This window comes from Gammaproteobacteria bacterium (genome assembly GCA_041395725.1).
In the GTDB taxonomy this organism is placed as follows: Bacteria; Pseudomonadota; Gammaproteobacteria; order Pseudomonadales; family Pseudohongiellaceae; genus NORP240.
Genome location: JAWKZW010000001.1, coordinates 3,558,228 through 3,572,500 on the forward strand (window position 1 = coordinate 3,558,228; position 14,273 = coordinate 3,572,500).

The 14,273-nt window shown below is 56.3% G+C and carries 15 protein-coding genes; 7 read left to right on the forward strand and 8 right to left on the reverse strand.

The features are described from left to right. Both R3F50_15645 and R3F50_15650 read left to right on the forward strand, forming a co-directional pair. A complete protein-coding gene (locus R3F50_15645; protein MEZ5491732.1) occupies positions 1 to 3,084 on the forward strand; it encodes a CusA/CzcA family heavy metal efflux RND transporter in 3,084 nt (1,027 codons plus the stop codon). Next, positions 3,081 to 3,374 carry a DUF3240 family protein gene (locus tag R3F50_15650; protein ID MEZ5491733.1) on the forward strand — a complete coding sequence of 98 codons (294 nt, stop codon included), beginning with the start codon at positions 3,081 to 3,083 and terminating at the stop codon, positions 3,372 to 3,374. The genes R3F50_15645 and R3F50_15650 overlap by 4 nt, the downstream gene beginning before the upstream one ends. 14 nt (positions 3,375 to 3,388) lie before the next feature. Here R3F50_15650 and R3F50_15655 read toward each other — a convergent pair whose 3' ends face one another. Then, positions 3,389 to 3,607, reverse strand: coding sequence for a DUF2007 domain-containing protein (locus tag R3F50_15655; protein MEZ5491734.1), 219 nt, complete (start codon positions 3,605 to 3,607; stop codon positions 3,389 to 3,391). Positions 3,608 to 3,685: 78 nt separating this feature from the next. Continuing rightward, positions 3,686 to 3,913, reverse strand: coding sequence for a hypothetical protein (locus R3F50_15660; protein ID MEZ5491735.1), 228 nt, complete (start codon positions 3,911 to 3,913; stop codon positions 3,686 to 3,688). Between the two features lie 633 nt (positions 3,914 to 4,546). On the opposite strand from R3F50_15660, the gene R3F50_15665 reads away from it, so the two are divergent. Both R3F50_15665 and R3F50_15670 read left to right on the forward strand, forming a co-directional pair. After that, a complete protein-coding gene (locus R3F50_15665) occupies positions 4,547 to 5,248 on the forward strand; it encodes a TIGR04283 family arsenosugar biosynthesis glycosyltransferase (protein ID MEZ5491736.1) in 702 nt (233 codons plus the stop codon). A 14-nt stretch (positions 5,249 to 5,262) separates the two neighbouring features. Continuing rightward, the gene (locus tag R3F50_15670; GenBank protein ID MEZ5491737.1) at positions 5,263 to 5,904 is read left to right on the forward strand and encodes a TIGR04282 family arsenosugar biosynthesis glycosyltransferase; all 642 of its coding nucleotides are present in this window, start codon (positions 5,263 to 5,265) and stop codon (positions 5,902 to 5,904) included. Here R3F50_15670 and R3F50_15675 read toward each other — a convergent pair. From R3F50_15675 to R3F50_15685, 3 genes are all read right to left on the reverse strand, one after another. Next, the gene (locus tag R3F50_15675) at positions 5,886 to 6,218 is read right to left on the reverse strand and encodes a flagellar biosynthesis anti-sigma factor FlgM (GenBank protein MEZ5491738.1); all 333 of its coding nucleotides are present in this window, start codon (positions 6,216 to 6,218) and stop codon (positions 5,886 to 5,888) included. The two genes, R3F50_15670 and R3F50_15675, sit on opposite strands and share 19 nt — an antisense overlap. A gap of 179 nt (positions 6,219 to 6,397) precedes the next feature. Continuing rightward, positions 6,398 to 6,880, reverse strand: coding sequence for a thioesterase family protein (locus R3F50_15680; protein MEZ5491739.1), 483 nt, complete (start codon positions 6,878 to 6,880; stop codon positions 6,398 to 6,400). Between the two features lie 104 nt (positions 6,881 to 6,984). Next, positions 6,985 to 7,968, reverse strand: coding sequence for a hypothetical protein (locus R3F50_15685; GenBank protein MEZ5491740.1), 984 nt, complete (start codon positions 7,966 to 7,968; stop codon positions 6,985 to 6,987). Between the two features lie 244 nt (positions 7,969 to 8,212). On the opposite strand from R3F50_15685, the gene R3F50_15690 reads away from it, so the two are divergent. Continuing rightward, on the forward strand, positions 8,213 to 9,808 hold the full coding sequence (locus tag R3F50_15690) for a sigma-54 dependent transcriptional regulator (protein MEZ5491741.1): 1,596 nt from the start codon (positions 8,213 to 8,215) through the stop codon (positions 9,806 to 9,808). On the opposite strand, the gene R3F50_15695 is transcribed toward R3F50_15690, so the two are convergent. From R3F50_15695 to purM, 3 genes are read right to left on the reverse strand one after another with little or no spacing between them, the layout of a single operon-like run. Next, positions 9,784 to 10,533 carry a DUF3108 domain-containing protein gene (locus R3F50_15695; GenBank protein MEZ5491742.1) on the reverse strand — a complete coding sequence of 250 codons (750 nt, stop codon included), beginning with the start codon at positions 10,531 to 10,533 and terminating at the stop codon, positions 9,784 to 9,786. The two genes, R3F50_15690 and R3F50_15695, sit on opposite strands and share 25 nt — an antisense overlap. 2 nt (positions 10,534 to 10,535) lie before the next feature. Beyond that, positions 10,536 to 11,180 (reverse strand): phosphoribosylglycinamide formyltransferase, encoded by a 645-nt coding sequence (gene purN / locus R3F50_15700; protein MEZ5491743.1) that lies wholly within the window; start codon positions 11,178 to 11,180, stop codon positions 10,536 to 10,538. A 15-nt stretch (positions 11,181 to 11,195) separates the two neighbouring features. Then, complete coding sequence (gene purM / locus R3F50_15705) at positions 11,196 to 12,266, reverse strand: phosphoribosylformylglycinamidine cyclo-ligase (protein MEZ5491744.1); 1,071 nt, start codon at positions 12,264 to 12,266, stop codon at positions 11,196 to 11,198. A gap of 164 nt (positions 12,267 to 12,430) precedes the next feature. Between purM and R3F50_15710 the strand changes: the two genes are divergently transcribed. After that, the gene (locus R3F50_15710) at positions 12,431 to 13,564 is read left to right on the forward strand and encodes a DUF2066 domain-containing protein (protein MEZ5491745.1); all 1,134 of its coding nucleotides are present in this window, start codon (positions 12,431 to 12,433) and stop codon (positions 13,562 to 13,564) included. 1 nt (position 13,565) lies between these two features. Further along, a complete protein-coding gene (gene hda, locus R3F50_15715; GenBank protein MEZ5491746.1) occupies positions 13,566 to 14,273 on the forward strand; it encodes a DnaA regulatory inactivator Hda in 708 nt (235 codons plus the stop codon).

The following is a 14,273-nucleotide window of genomic DNA, read 5'->3' on the forward strand; positions in this document are numbered from 1 at the left end:
ATGTTAGCGAATCTTATACAATATGCTCTGAGCCAGCGCCTGATGACCTTGCTGGTCGCCCTGCTGCTGGTGGGTTTTGGCGGGCGCGCTTTGCTGGAACTGCCCATTGATGCCTTTCCTGATATTTCGCCCACCCAGGTAAAAATTATTATCAAGGCTCCTGGTATGACCCCAGAGGAGGTTGAGTCACTGATCACTCAGCCTATCGAAGTGGAAGTGCTGGGGATTCCACGCAAAACCATTCTGCGATCGATCTCGAAGTACGCATTGAGTTCCATAACCCTGGATTTCGAAGAGGGTACTGACATTTACTGGGCCAGGCAGCAGGTTGCTGAACGGGTGAATAATGTATGGGAGGATCTGCCCGGAGATATCAGTGGTGGCCTGGCTCCCATGAGTACACCGCTTGGTGACATGTTCATGTTCACCGTCGAAAGCGACACGCTGACCCTGGAGGAAAAGCGTTTTCTGGTGGACTGGACATTAAGACCGGCACTTAGAACGGTACCTGGCGTCGCTGATGTGAATGCTCTGGGAGGATTCGTAAAGACCTACGAGGTTATTCCCCGACCCGATGCAATGGCTAGGCTGAACGTGCACAACGATAGGATTGTCGCCGCACTGCAGAGTAATAATAAGAACGACGGGGCAGGCCGGATCGACCAGGGTGAGGAGGCCATGCTGGTAAGAGTGGCGGGGGCAATCGGGAGCCTGGCGGACATTGGCAACATCCAGGTTGAAAACAACCTGGGCGAGAAAATTCCATTATTCGAAGTGGCGGATATTTCCCTGGGCTCCATGGAGCGCTATGGCTCGGTGACAGCTGATGGTGGCTCTGAGGTGGTGCAGGGACTGGTGATAGGATTGCGGGGCGCCAATGCCAGGGAGGTTGTGACCGGCGTGAGAAACAAGCTGGAGGAGATCGAGGCAACGCTGCCACCCGGCACCACCACTGAAATTTTCTATGATCGCAGTGTGCTGATCGAGGGCGCGGTCAGTACGGTTTCAAGGGCGCTGATCGAGGCGGTCGTGCTGGTGGTGATTCTTCTGGGCCTGTTTCTGGGCAATGTTCGCGCCGCCCTGACGGCGGCGGCAGTATTGCCCTTTGCGGCGCTGTTTACATTCCTGATGATGGGCTTCATGGGCATGAGTGCCAACCTGATGAGCCTTGGCGGTCTGGTCATCGCCATCGGAATGCTGGTGGACTCGTCGATCGTTGTTGTGGAGAACATTGTCGCTTCGTTGGCAAAAGATGATGAGGCAACGCGCCGGCTGCCGCGTCTGCACATTATTTATCGGGCAGTAAAGGACGTCGCAGTGCCGGTAACCTCCGGCATCCTGATTATTATCATCGTCTTCCTGCCACTGCTGACCCTGGAGGGCCTGGAAGGTAAACTGTTTGGTCCGGTAACCCTGACAATTGTTTTCGCTCTGCTTGGCTCCCTGGTGCTTTCGCTCACGGTAATCCCGGTAATTGCTTCATTCTTTATCAAATCCGCCAGCCACGATGAACCCTGGCTGAGCAGGAACCTGTTGCGGCTCTATCGGCCCGCGCTGGAATGGGCGCTGCAGAAACCACGTTATGTACTGGGTGTTGCGGCCGTGTTACTGGTTGTTACCGGGGCTATTTTCCCGTTGGTGGGAAAAACCTTCATGCCTACCATGGATGAGGGCGACATCATCATTCAACTGGAATTCATTCCGTCGATTAACCTTGAAAGCACCACGCGCATGGTGCAGCGGGTGGAGCGTGCTTTGTTAGAGGAGGTGCCGGAAATAATCAGGGTAGTGTCCAGAAGCGGTTCCGATGAAATTGGTATGGATCCCATGGGGCTGAACGAAACAGACATGTTTCTGCAACTGAAGCCACCGGCTGAATGGACAGTTCGCAACAAGGCCGAGCTGGAGGAACGGTTGCGAGTGATCATGGATGAATTCATCGGTCTCAACTACGGCTTCACCCAGCCTATCGATATGCGTGTGTCAGAAATGCTGACCGGCTCCAGAGGAGATGTGGCGATCAAGCTGTTCGGCCCGGAATTGGAACAGCTGAATACCTATGCCCAGCTCATAGCTGAACAGATTGCTCAGGTAGCAGGTAGTGTGGATACGATCGCGACTTTGAACGAGGGTGCTCAGTACCTGCAGGTGACAGTGGACAGACAGCGAAGTGGCATGCTGGGGATCAATGCCGATGACCTGCAGTCGCGTCTACGGTCCCAGATAGAAGGCTTGCGAGTGGGAACAGTGATTGAGCAGGCGGCCCGGGTGCCGCTGATGCTGCGCTACGCAAAATTGCAGGGTGACGGTCTCAATCAGATGAGTAACCAGTTTATCGGCCTGGACGACGGTGGAAATGTACCGCTTTCAGAAATCGCAGACATCCGCCGTGTCGAGGGGCCGGTAAGCATTTCTCGTGAATCCGGGCAGCGATTCGCGGTCGTAAGAACCAACGTTGAAAACCGGGATCTGGTGGGGTTTGTCGATGAGGCCAAGCAGATTGTTGCAGCCAATGTCGACCTGCCGGAGGGCTATACGCTGGAGTGGGGTGGCGAGTTTGAGAATCAGCAGCGAGCGGCGGCCAGACTGGCCCTGGTCGTGCCTGTGGCGCTGTTGCTGATTGCTTTCCTGTTATTTTTAACCTTCCGGTCTGTAAAGCAGACATTGATCATACTTTCCAATATTCCCTTCGCCCTGACCGGCGGGCTCATTGCGCTATGGCTGACCGGTGAGTTCCTGTCGGTGCCGGCATCGGTTGGTTTTATCGCCTTGCTGGGGATAGCTGTTCTTAATGGTGTCGTGCTGATGTCTCATTTTAATTATCTGTTGGCCAAGGGCTTGAGCGTAGCCGATGTTGTGCGCGAGGGAGCTGCGCGGCGACTGCGACCGGTCATGATGACTGCCTCGATCTGCGCCATTGGACTGGTACCCCTGTTGCTGGCGACCGGGCCCGGCTCGGAAATACAGAAGCCCCTGGCGATCGTGGTGATTGGCGGTCTCATCAGTTCGACCGGTCTGACGTTGTTTCTACTGCCAATCATCTATAACAAATTCCACAGCCGGCAGGGAGAGGCAACGGTATGAAGACATTGCTGGTATTGAATATTCACCCTGAACTGGAAGAGGATATGGTGGATTACCTGCTTGGTCGGGAAGGGGTCGTTGGGTTTACGTCCTATCGTGTGCGGGGTCATGGCGTGCACGAAAATCTTTCCCTGGCAGAACAGGTAAGCGGTCGCCGCAAGCGCCTGCAGTTTGAGATGCTGGTTGATGAGACTTATGTGCCCGACATCCTTGCTCAGCTTGGAACCGCTGTAGGCAGGGACATTGTCTACTGGCAGCAGACTGTCTCAAACGTGGGCCGGATCGAGTAGCGGATATCCAGGCTTCAGGCCAGCATGGACTGCTGCCAGTCGGCGACGATTTCCGCTGCTTCCCGAAAGTCCCGCTCGAACACCAGCACTGTCACCAGCCCAAAGGCTGGCAGCTCGCCCATGGCGCCATGCAGGAATTCGCCGTTGATTGTCCCCTCTATGCCTGCCTGCTTGAGTAGACCCACCAACAGGTGCGCTTCCAGGGGATTATTGGCATTGAAGACAACTTTCATGGGGTGCAGGCTACTACATTTTTGCCGGGTGGGCGGTATTCCGGGGCTCAGATATTTGGGTTCCGGGCAGGGTCCGGATCAGGCGTGGCTGGCCATATGTTGAATGACGCCAGGCTTGCGACATTGAATCTTCGAAATGCTGTAAACATAGTGCCTGGCACTGGGATCGATGGTGGCTGCTTCGTCAATTGCCGCCGACAGGTCGGCCTGAGCCGCTTGTCTGGTCAGGTAGGGGCCTGAAATATTGACCTGCAAGCTCGGCTCTTCCGGTGACGTAGCTATGATATAAAAATTCTCAGCCTTCATAGTCTGAATATCTCACTTGCTCGAAGCGAATGGGCAGTTGCAGCAACTACTGCCCTGCCGCGCAATACTGATTCGACGGCGGGTGTGACCCTCTGTATACGGCTGCTATCGGCCGCGTATTTAAAACCATCAGTCTTCATATTACAAGATTGTTATGCGCTAAACTTGACTGTTACGGCTGCGTAATCGGGCAGGTCTGCGCATAGAGGCCCAACGTCCTCGGCACCGGACTGTCAGAGCAGCGACGATTGAATGCCGGTATCGAGCAATGACTCAGCAGTGCGACCTCGGGTAAAGTAGTCCATTATCGCTTAACCAGAGCTTAATTCGCCGATAGAGGCGGGACAGAGAGACTACAACTTGCGAGAGTGAGGCTGGTCTGCACCACTACGCTGCCAGTCATAAACTATGACTACTGGTGAGTACGATTGGAAGCCAGCTTTGGATGTCCAGAAGAATCAGAAGAATCAGAGGGATAGGTGCTCAATTGCGGTAACCAGGTAAGGCAGGCCAGGCAGCATGAAGGGTCAGGGTTTGCAAAGCCCAGCAGGTCGGCAGCAGCTGACTGCGCAGATCAGCTCCCCGTGAATTTCTCACCCGAGCGTGCCTGGCGGCACATAACGATTATTAAAAGTGGCATGTATCCTATTGAAAATAAGCATAATAACTCCGGTGTTTAATGATTCCGATTCCTTGCTGAGGCAACTGCAGAGGCTGCAGGATTACCGGAAACAAGGACATGAGGTAATCGTTGTCGATGGTGGCAGCAGTGATGGTACGGCTGAGGTACAGGAGGGGCAGGCGGATTTTTTTACTGTTGCCGAGCGGGGTCGCGCCTTGCAGATGAATCGAGGCGCCGAGCTTGCCAGCGGCGATGTGCTGTTGTTTCTGCACGCCGACACCTGCCTGCCTGAACAGGCCATCGATCTGATCGCCGTCTGCCTGCAGCAGTCCGGGGCGGTCTGGGGCAGGTTCGACGTGCGCTTGAGCGGCCGACAGGCAGGATTCCGGCTCATTGAAAAAATGATCAACCTGCGCTCGCACCTTACTGGCGTTGTGACCGGCGACCAGTCTCTGTTTGTGACTGCCCAGGCATTCCGGCAGATTGGTGGCTACCCGCCGATCCCGCTAATGGAAGATGTGGCGCTCAGCAAGTTGCTGCGCCGTCTCAGTTGGCCGGCCCGTATCAGGCACAAGGCGACTACTTCAAGCCGCCGATGGGAAAAGCACGGTACAGTGCGAACGATTCTTTTGATGTGGTGGCTCAGGCTGCTGTATTTCCTGGGTGTAAACCCCGAGTATCTGGCTAAAAAATATGATCATCACGGCTCCTGAGCGGATGCTTTGCAATGTATGAATTTCCTGAATCCCGGATCCTCCTGTTCGCCAAAGAGCCTGTTTATGGGCGGGTGAAAACCCGGCTGCATGATGCCATCGGAGTTGAACAGGCTTTTCAGTTGCATTGCGCCATGCTTCGTTACCAGGCTAAGAAATTGCAGGACGCGAACCTGGCGCCGTGGGAAGTCTGGGTCAGCGGCGATCCGCATAACCCATTATTGACCGGGATGAAGCTGCCCGTCCCGCTTCGGCAGCAGCGGGGGCATGACCTGGGGGAACGCATGTGGGCTGCAGCGGAGGCATCACTGGTCGGCTCGGCTTCAGTGCTGCTGGTCGGCACAGATTGTCCTTCCGTCGATGTCGATTATCTACGGGAGGCTTCGCGCCTGTTGCGGGCTGGGTCACAGGTGGTTATTGGCCCTGCAGAAGACGGCGGGTACGTGTTATTGGGGCTGACGCGCAGCGTCAGGGAACTGTTTGTCGATATGCCGTGGGGTACCGATAAGGTATTGCAGCTTACTCTGGAAAGACTGGAGGGCTTGGGCCTGCCCTTCAGCAGGCTGCCAGCCCGTTGGGACGTGGACCGGGCTGATGATCTTGCCAGACTGGCGGAGCTGGAGCCGCCGCTGGATTTTCAGCTGGACGGGTCGTGAAGGTCTGACTCAAACTGGCCTAGTTTTTTCGCCAGGCTTTTGGTGTCGATATTGTATTCGCCCCGGATGATGCGCTCATGAAGCTGCACGATTCGGGCGGTGTCGATATCCGGTAACTGATCGATCCTTTCTCTCATTTTCGCTAACAATTCAAGATCCTTCTGCAGCTCTTCATCGTGCAGGCTATCGGGTGCTGTCGGTTGTTTGAGCGCGGGCCTGTCCGCTTTTTTTTGCAATGGCAGAGACGTCACCTTGTCTGCTTCGCGGTCACGGGTTGTTTTCTTGTTCTTGGACTGCGAATCGAATTTATCCACTGCACTGTCTTTTGTAAGGCCGGCTTTATTCAGGCTGGCCTGCTGCTGTCACGGTTGTCCGTGCCGGGTTCCACTTATAACGACTGTTAAATTCATATCTTTAAAGCACTTGACCAGAGCGTGATCTGGATCACAGGCCGCTCGTAAGAAATTGACGGGATCCTGCCGGGGAAGCTGACTCAATCTGTCAGATTCTCTATCACAGCCGGTAAATAGGTATCCACGAACAGAGGAGGAAGTCTGGTAACCTTACCGGTACTCAGGACTACTGAGACAAGCCTCCAGCTCCCGCGCAGGACGGTTGTCCCGGTCTGTCTGTTTACCATCTGAAAGCGCCGTTCCAGCCGCAGCTTACCGTCACAACCAACCAGCCAGGTGGCCGCGATCAACTGGTCGTGAATAAAGCTTGGCAGAAAATAGTCATATTCGGCATGCTGGATTGCCACGCCGCGGTCGAGTCGCTGGTAATCCTGCACGGACAGGCCGAGGGACTCGGAATGCCGCCAGGCGCAACGTTCACACCAGACTACATAACTGGCATTGTTGGCGTGCCCCATACCATCAATGTCGGATTGCCGGACTTCGATGTCGAGGGTAAAGGGGGAGGGGAAGTCCCATTCATAGAGCATGGCAGTGGTCCCGCCGCAGGGGTGGTTGCTCACCAGGACTCCTGGGAACAACCACCTGCATTGAGTTGGTCAGCGCTGAGGCTGCCGTATTCTGAAAGACCGGCGGGATTACGACCGCTCTGCTTCCAGCCGGGGTTCTAGCGGCCGCCTTCGGCTTCCCGGGCACGCTGTTCGTCAATTCGTTCACCGCGCAGGATGTTCACCATGCCATAATTCCCTTCGTGGCAGGCGTATTCGTACATCAGGCCGTCCACCTTGGCCATTGGAATTCTGGCCTCGATACGATCGGTAAAAGTGCTTGGGTCGTCGACCGTGAACTCATAGTCCAGGGTGTAATCATCACGCCGGGTAAACCGCTCGGTAAGGGTCTTGCCGGCGGAATTTCCAAACACACTGAAACTCTGGGTGAGGTTATTGAAGTTGCGGGTTTCCACTACCAGCGTGTCTCCGTCCCAGTAGCCCCGGGAATCACCGGACCAGAAACGCAGGTCGTCGTCCAGGTGTGGACGCCCGTCCAGGGGCACAATACGCGCGTCATGGATCATCTCGGTCATGAGAACCACAGTGTCGCGATTCTGAAAGATCTGCACATTGTTGTTATACATGCTGGGGGTGAAGGGCGGCCCCGCGTTGAATCCCTGTATACAGCGCTCCGAAGTGCCGCGGTCCTCAGGGCCGTCTTTGCCGATGCCACCGACCGCCGTCAGCACTGGTCGGGTACCTTTGAAGTCAGGGCCGAGTCCGCCGATCTGAATTACTGCGCCTTCCACCGTGGGTGGCAGCTGGCCATTTTCCGGGTACGTGATCAGCGAAGTGCGCAGATTGTCACCGCGGCCCGCGCTCTCTACCCAAAAAGTGTTATAGCCACCGACGCCCTGGGAGTTTATGGCGTCGTACTGCCGCTCGGAAGCGGCTGCCAGGGCAGCGGCTTCCTCTACCGTCATGTATTCGCGGTCACCAAACTGCCGTGGTCGGTTCATGGGTACATTGGAGGCAAAGTTCCATACGCCCTGCACGTCAGGGTGTCCCCACTCGGTTTTTGGCACCTGGTAATCATCGGCAGCGAACAGTGCAGATGAGGCGGCGAATGCCACGGCAGCAGCTAATAATCCGGTTTTCATGTTTGTTCCTCTGTTTACATCAGGCTGGTTCAATCTATGCCTGCAACTGGGCACTATTGTAGCCGATTCGGGGGTGGTTTACAGAAATGCCTGCAGGGCCAGATGGGTGGAGCATGCGCGTAAATAATTTGTTAAGCTCCTGTTCACTCCAGGCGTGTTGGAGAGCCTGGCCGCCTGGTTTATCAAGGCCGCCCAACGAGACATCCTGATCAGATTTCATCAAAGTAATAATCGGACAAAACCATTGGCTGAGCATAACAATATTCTGTTGATTGATGATGACGACAGGTCACGACGCGACCTGGAAGTGATTCTCGGTTTTCTCGGCGAGTCAATGATCGCAGGAAACAGTCGGGGCTGGCTGGCATCCCGCGGCAGTGATTACACCGCACCGGCCAGGTTCAGCCTGGTCATGGTGGGGCGATGCCAGGAGCTTACTCTGGCCGAACTGTTGCAGCAGTTGACTCAGTGGGACCGTGGCCTGCCGATTGTGTTGCTCGGCGAAGGTCGCCTGGCCAACCTGGAGGAGGGGCAGTCTTACAAGCACGTTACGGGGGAGCTCAGTTTTCCCCTGACCTACCAGCCACTGCTGGATGCGTTGCACCAGGCCAGAGTGTTTCGCGACAATTTCAATCGGCTGCGGGATCTGGGGGGTGTTCGCGACTACAACATGTTTCGCAGCCTGGTCGGTAACAGCGCCGGCGTGCAACAAGTGCGCCAGCTTATGGGGCAGGTGGCAAGCAAGGAAGTGACGGTTCTGGTAACCGGGGAATCAGGGACTGGCAAGGAAGTAATAGCCCGCAATCTCCACTTGAACTCTCCCCGTGCCGAAGAACCGTTCGTGCCCATCAACTGTGGCGCTATTCCAAGAGAACTGCTGGAAAGTGAACTGTTCGGTCATGAAAAGGGAGCCTTTACGGGGGCTACCTCTTCCAGGGAGGGGCGTTTTGAGCTGGCGAACGGTGGCACGCTGTTCCTCGACGAAATCGGGGATATGCCGCTGAGCATGCAGGTAAAGCTTCTGCGCGTCCTGCAGGAGCGAAGTTTTGAGAGAGTCGGTGGTATCAAAACCATCTCGACGGACGTGCGTATCATCGCTGCCACTCACCAGAACCTGGAAGCCATGATCGAAAAGGGCGAATTCCGACAGGATCTCTACTATCGAATTAACGTCTTTCCCATTGAGATGCCACCATTGCGTGAGCGCAGGGAAGATATTCCGCTACTGCTTAACGAACTCATTTCCACCATGGAGAGTGAGAACCGCGGGTCAGTCCGGTTTAATTCCGCGGCTATTGCAGCGCTTACCCATTATCATTGGCCAGGTAACGTCAGGGAACTGGCCAATCTGGTGGAGCGAATGGCAATACTGTACCCCCATGGCATCGTGGGTGAGAAAGATTTGCCTGCACACTTGCGTGACAGTGGACGGCGGGAGGAGACAGAAGGCGCGGAGCCGGCACAGGGCAGCCCGGCGGAACAGGATCAGCAGCAGGAGGTCGCAGAATCTGTGCCTCTGCCGCTGGGCGGACTGGATCTCAAAGAATACCTGGCCAGCCTGGAAAAGGATCTGATCAGCAAGGCGTTGGAAGACAGTAGTGGAGTCGTGGCTCGAGCGGCCAGCCGTCTCCATATGCGACGCACCACCCTGGTGGAAAAACTGCGCAAATACAACTTACCTAAAAAAGCTGAAGACGGTGCGGAAATTGAGAGCGGGCCCGAACCGGATGATGCAGAAGATCAGCGTGCCGAAGGATGGCAGCCTGCCGAAAATAACGGGGATGAAAGAGAGGAAGAATCGGAAAACCGGGGCGCTCAGGGCAGCGGTGTAACTTCCTGACCATCCACTACGGCCTCTACCAGTAACAGTTCCGTATCCGACCCGGATCCGCTTTCCTGCAGGAACTTCACCAGTAACAGATGCCAGTCCCGGGCCAGCCAGAAGGTCGTGTGCCGGTTGCTGCCCGCTGCCCTGATTCGCTCAACCTTGATAGTGTCAAGCCTGCCCAGTCTGGTTTCCACGATTTCGGAACCAGTGACGCGGTAGAGGTGGGTTTCGACCTCGTCCTTGTCCACCATCCGGATTTCGACGGTGTCGTTGCCTGGCATGCCAAGCTTCTGGCGCAGCAGTAACTGGAAGCTCAGATTGTCCACCACGCCTGAAGTCAAATCCAGCTGCCACTCCTCATCATCGTCCCTGCTTACTGCCGTGCCCTCCTGCCAATTGAACTCAACGCTCTCTTTGCGGCTGGAGATGCCGGACTGGTTGTATGTGTAGGCATCGGGTACCAGGGTATCGCCGACGTAGTGCAGCTGGCTGGTTTCCTCCACGGTCCCCAGGCGTGCCCCCAGAACTCTGACCTCCATGCTCTGGTTAAGCAGGTAGTGACCGTTTTCCAGTCTCGTAAGTCGACGCTCGGCGGTAGCGGACAGGCCGGAGGATCTGGCCGCATACACGGCTTCGTAAGTCAGCGGTTCCTGCGCCACGGTGGTTGAGGCCAGCAACAGAATCACCACCAGGGAGGCGGGCAACACGGCAGATTGACAGCGTGAAGTGAGGGACATTTTCACTCCAGACGAATGCCGTTGCGCGGCAATTCCCTGTTGTCCAGCCAGGCCTTGCCATCGTGCATTTTCAGGCGGCCGGCGGCGAACAGTGCAACAACCTGGGGATAGATGCGGTGCTCCTCGACATGCACCCGCTGTTGCAGTGAAGCGGCGGTGTCATCATGGCTGACGGGAACGGCGGCGTGGGCGATTACCGGTCCGCCATCCAGTTCTTCAGTAACGAAGTGCACGGACGCGCCATGCTCCTGATCGCCGGCATCCAGCGCCCGCTGATGGGTGTTGGTGCCTGGGTACAGGGGTAGCAGGGACGGGTGGATGTTGAGAATGCGGTGCGCAAAGCGGCGGACAAATTCTTCGGACAGTATCCGCATGAACCCTGCCAGCACGATCAGATCCGGGTTCAGTTCCTCCAGTCTGGCGATGAGAGCACGATCAAAGGAGATCCGGTCGGTAAAGTCACGGTGATCAATGGTAATCGTCGGTATCCCGGCATTGGCGGCGCGCTGTAAGCCGAATGCTTCCGGGTTGTTGCTGATCACTGCGGTAACCTGGAAATTCTCAGTCTGACTGGCATCGATCAATGCCTGCAGATTACTTCCGTTGCCGCTGATCAGTACAACGACCGAACAGGGTTTTTCCATCACGCTTGCTCCTGCTGGTTAGCGGACAAAGACCACGGGGGCATCGGCGTTGCTTCCCGCCTCAATTCTGCCGATCACAACGGCGCCCCGATTGCGGTCCTGCAGTATCCCCATGGCGGTTTCGCTTTCCTGTTCAGCAACTGCGATGATCATGCCGACGCCGCAATTGAAAGTACGCAGCATTTCCTGCTCGCTGACATTGCCATTTTTCTGTAACCATTCAAAAACCGCCGGCATCTGCCAGCTGGAGAGGTCGATGCGGGCGCAGGCATCGTCAGGGAGAACGCGCGGTAAATTTTCCGTAATACCCCCGCCGGTGATGTGTGCCAGCGCATTGATGCGCACGTGGCGGGACAGCTCCTGTATCGCGGCAACATAGATCTCGGTGGGGGTCAGCAAAGCCTGCCCCAGGGTGGTCTCTTCGAGCGGTTGAGCCAGGTCGGCATTGGCCCGTTCGATAATCTTTCTGATCAGCGAGTAGCCGTTGGAGTGTGGGCCTGACGATAACAGACCAATAAGTACATCCCCGCAATTTACCCGACTGTGGTCAATAATTTCCTCTTTCTCAACAATGCCGACTGCGAAACCGGCCAGGTCATAGTCGCTGCCGGAGTACATGCCGGGCATCTCAGCCGTCTCTCCGCCGATCAGTGCGCACCCCGCCAGCTCACAGCCCTGGCCGATGCCACTGACCACATCGGCAGCCAGTTGCACATCAAGCTTGCCGGTGGCGTAATAATCGAGGAAAAAAAGCGGCTCGGCGCCGGAGACGATAAGGTCATTGACACACATGGCCACCAGATCGATTCCGATGCTTTGGTGCTGGCCCAGTTCCATGGCCAGTTTCAACTTGGTGCCGACACCGTCGGTAGCCGAAACCAGCACCGGTTGACGATAGCCTTCGGGCAGCGCGAACAGGCCGCCAAATCCGCCCAGTCCTGACAGAACTTCTTTGCGCCGGGTGCGTTCGGTAATGCCCTTGATTTTTTCGACCAGGGCGTTACCGGCGTCGATATCGACACCGGCGTCCCGGTAACTGAGGCTGCCTGCCTGAGATTTCTGAGCAGGAGTTTTGATCTGGTCAACCATAAATAAATACCTGGTGTTTCGTATCGGCAAGCGGGTCACTGAAGAGCCGTCAGTTTACCAGTTGTGAGAGAGTGCGTCTTGTCTGACGCTAGCAATTACCCGCTTAACCTCAGCTGAAACGGAGCTGTGCTATCTGCCGGGAATTTAAAGTATCATTGGTGGCCATGAAACTTCCTCAATACAATCAAGTAGCTCTGCTTTTATTCCTGCTGGCCTGCCTGGGCATGCCGGCATCGCTTTCGGCACTTCCGGTCACCGGCCTGTACACGTACGAGGTCGCCGTGGCGAATCAAAGTGACCTGGAGCGGAGTCGTGCATTCCGTGAAGCCCTGGCGGCTGTAATTGTCAAGGTGTCAGGGGAGAACCGCTGGCTGGAAAACCCCAGCATTGATCGAGCGCTGGAGACTGCAGCGAACTATGTGGAGGCTATCGCCTACCGGACGGAATCCCGCCTGGTGATGCCGGACGACTCCACTCCTGTGCCAGATGACACGGTGTCACCCGGGCAGCCGATTTCTGTGGAACAGGAGCTACTCAATGTCAGTTTCGCCCGCGGGCTCATCGACCAGTTGCTGGCACAGGCCGCCATTCCGGTATGGGACAGCAATCGGCCCAGTGTGCTGGTGTGGATGGCATTACAGAACGACGCGGGTGAGCGCAGCCTGCTCAGCGCGGACAGCGACCCCGGGATTATCCGCCTGATGCAACAGTTCGCGCAGCAGCGGGGATTACCCATCATCTTTCCGGTGCTGGATTTTGAAGATCGTCGTAATCTCAGTGCTGATCAACTCTGGGCCCTGGATGAGCAGGCGATAGCCGCTGCCAGCGCACGCTATGCACCGGACAGTATCCTGGCAGGGCGGCTGCTGTTTTCCGCCAGTGGGGACCTGGTGGGAATGTGGCAGTTTCAGTTCCAGGATCAGGTGCAGGTTTTCGATAGCCTGGACACGGAGCTGGCCAGCTATATTTCGGCGCCATTGAATAGAATTACCAATGATCTGGCGCGACATTTCGCGATAACGCAGACCGGCGTCAACCGGGATGTGGCGCGGCTGCGCATTGAAGGCATTAATGGCCTTGCTGCCTACGGGGAACTTGTCACCTACCTGGAGGAGTTGGTGCTGGTAGACACCGTGACTGTTGCAGCCCTGCAAGGTGAGGTGCTGGAGCTTAATCTGTCACTGCAGGGCAGCCGGGGGCAACTGTCTGAATTGCTCAGCCTGGACCGTAATCTGACCCCTCTGGATCAGAGTGGTATTGAAGGCCGGCCGGTATTAACCTATCGCTGGATGCACTGACATGGGGCGTGACAGGGCGCGGCAGCTGCCGCTGGTTTTTCAGTTGGATAATGCCGCGACTCTGCAGAATTTCCTGCCCAGCAGCAAGGACACCCAGGTACTGCATTTTTTACGCACGCGGGTGATTCGATCCACGGAGCCGCTTTCTTTTCTGTGGGGGAATCCGGAAACCGGCAAGACCCACCTTCTGCAGGCTCTCTGCCATGAAGTCGCCAGCGCCGGCGGTGTGCCGATTTACCTGCCGCTTTCCCGCCTCGAGCAGCTCGCACCGGCAATGCTCGAGGGGCTGGAGGATCTCGATCTGGTGTGTATCGATGATGTGGGAAAAATAACCGGCCAGGCAGAGTGGGAGCAGGCGCTGTTCCATTTATACAACAGGGCCCGGGATGGTGAGCTGCGTCTGGTTCTTGCGGCAGATTCGGCGCCTGCGAACCTGACGCTGGGCCTGCCGGATTTGCAGTCCCGGTTACAGTCCGGCGTGGTGTTTCAACTGCATGAATTGACAGACAGCGAGAGATCGCAGCTCCTCAAGGAACGGGCAGGGCGCCTGGGTATTGAGCTTCCCGATGCAGTTGTGAACTATGTATTGCAACGCCATAGCCGCAGCACTGGCGCCCTGGTGTCATTGCTGCAGGAGCTGGACAGTCAGTCACTGGCGCTTAAAAGACGGATTACCGTCCCACTGGTCAAGGAAGTTATGGGCTGGTAA

Excerpts from the sequence above, each read along its gene's own strand:
- R3F50_15685 (MEZ5491740.1), bottom strand. The coding sequence starts at position 7,968 with ATGAAAACCGGATTATTAGCTGCTGCCGTGGCATTCGCCGCCTCATCT.
- R3F50_15695 (MEZ5491742.1), bottom strand. The coding sequence starts at position 10,533 with ATGTCCCTCACTTCACGCTGTCAATCTGCCGTGTTGCCCGCCTCCCTG.
- R3F50_15710 (MEZ5491745.1), top strand. The coding sequence starts at position 12,431 with ATGAAACTTCCTCAATACAATCAAGTAGCTCTGCTTTTATTCCTGCTG.
- R3F50_15645 (MEZ5491732.1), top strand. The coding sequence starts at position 1 with ATGTTAGCGAATCTTATACAATATGCTCTGAGCCAGCGCCTGATGACC.
- R3F50_15670 (MEZ5491737.1), top strand. The coding sequence starts at position 5,263 with ATGTATGAATTTCCTGAATCCCGGATCCTCCTGTTCGCCAAAGAGCCT.
- R3F50_15660 (MEZ5491735.1), bottom strand. The coding sequence starts at position 3,913 with ATGAAGGCTGAGAATTTTTATATCATAGCTACGTCACCGGAAGAGCCG.
- R3F50_15655 (MEZ5491734.1), bottom strand. The coding sequence starts at position 3,607 with ATGAAAGTTGTCTTCAATGCCAATAATCCCCTGGAAGCGCACCTGTTG.
- hda (MEZ5491746.1), top strand. The coding sequence starts at position 13,566 with ATGGGGCGTGACAGGGCGCGGCAGCTGCCGCTGGTTTTTCAGTTGGAT.
- purM (MEZ5491744.1), bottom strand. The coding sequence starts at position 12,266 with ATGGTTGACCAGATCAAAACTCCTGCTCAGAAATCTCAGGCAGGCAGC.
- R3F50_15650 (MEZ5491733.1), top strand. The coding sequence starts at position 3,081 with ATGAAGACATTGCTGGTATTGAATATTCACCCTGAACTGGAAGAGGAT.